This window comes from Lyngbya aestuarii BL J (assembly GCF_000478195.2).
Taxonomy (GTDB): Bacteria; Cyanobacteriota; Cyanobacteriia; order Cyanobacteriales; family Microcoleaceae; genus Capilliphycus; species Capilliphycus aestuarii.
This window is the reverse complement of record NZ_AUZM01000267.1, coordinates 1-907: the sequence shown is the minus strand read 5'-3', so window position 1 is coordinate 907 and position 907 is coordinate 1. Positions and strand designations below refer to the sequence as shown.

Annotated in this window: 1 protein-coding gene; it reads left to right on the top strand. The window is 41.7% G+C overall.

Going from position 1 to position 907, the window contains the following annotated elements; all coding sequences use genetic code 11:
• Positions 1-70 precede the first annotated feature (70 nt).
• Positions 71-685 carry an SLATT domain-containing protein gene (locus M595_RS27985; RefSeq protein ID WP_023065992.1) on the top strand — a complete coding sequence of 205 codons (615 nt, stop codon included), beginning with the start codon at positions 71-73 and terminating at the stop codon, positions 683-685.
• Positions 686-907: the final 222 nt, after the last annotated feature.

Genomic DNA, 907 nt, shown 5'->3' with positions numbered 1-907 from the left:
GCAGAGTTAGAAAAACAACTCGCAGGCGTTGACCAAACTTTACCCCCATTTACCCCAGAATTTACGATCAATGACGAATACAAACGACCCTGATCTCATCAATCAGGATAATCCCAACGTTAATGTTCCTCCCCCAGTCAGTACCCCTCCTCATGCTGATTCTTCAGTCCAACGAGAAGATATCATGGCACGCGCAGAAGATCGCCGCAATGTGTGTCGAATTTTGAGTCGAGCGCACGTTTTAGTGTCAATTCGTTGGTCAAATACTCATCTGTATATTGGGATTCCTAGCACCGTTTTTGCGGCTTTAGCTGGGGTGCAAGCCATCTCAGAACTCGGTCAAACGGGTAGTAACTCCGGAAAAATCATTCAAATTATTCTTTCAGTTTTAGTCGCCGGGTTAGCCCCCTTACTTACTTTTTTAAATCCAAACGAAAGAGCCAATAATAATCAAACCGCCTCTAGAGTTTATGAACAAATCGGCGATCGTTATGATGCCTTTTTACTGCGATGTCTTGTCGAAAGACGCAGCTTAACACAAGAACTCGATGAATTAGTCCAGCTAAATCTATCTTATTCCGAAGAAAAAAAAGCCCTTCCCCTCACCCCGGAATGGGCATTTCAACAAGCGAAACGAGGTCAAATGATGACTCCTTTTGCACAAGACCATAAAAGCAAAACTTAATAACCGTCACCTTTTGCTAAAATTAAACACAGTTTATATGGGCATCCTTGTCGATTATCCTCCATGCGCTCTGAACTTCAAGGCTTAGAAATAACCAAAGGAGAATTAAAACATCTCAGTGGTTTAGGAATGAATCAGGTTTATCGACCTGCAACCTGGCAGAAATTCGCAAAGGAAGGATTTAAAAGCTTAATCATATCGATCTTAATTTTAATCAGTTAC

Bases quoted from the DNA above. Each gene is read 5' to 3' on its own strand.
- M595_RS27985 (WP_023065992.1), top strand. From the start codon at position 71: ATGACGAATACAAACGACCCTGATCTCATCAATCAGGATAATCCCAAC.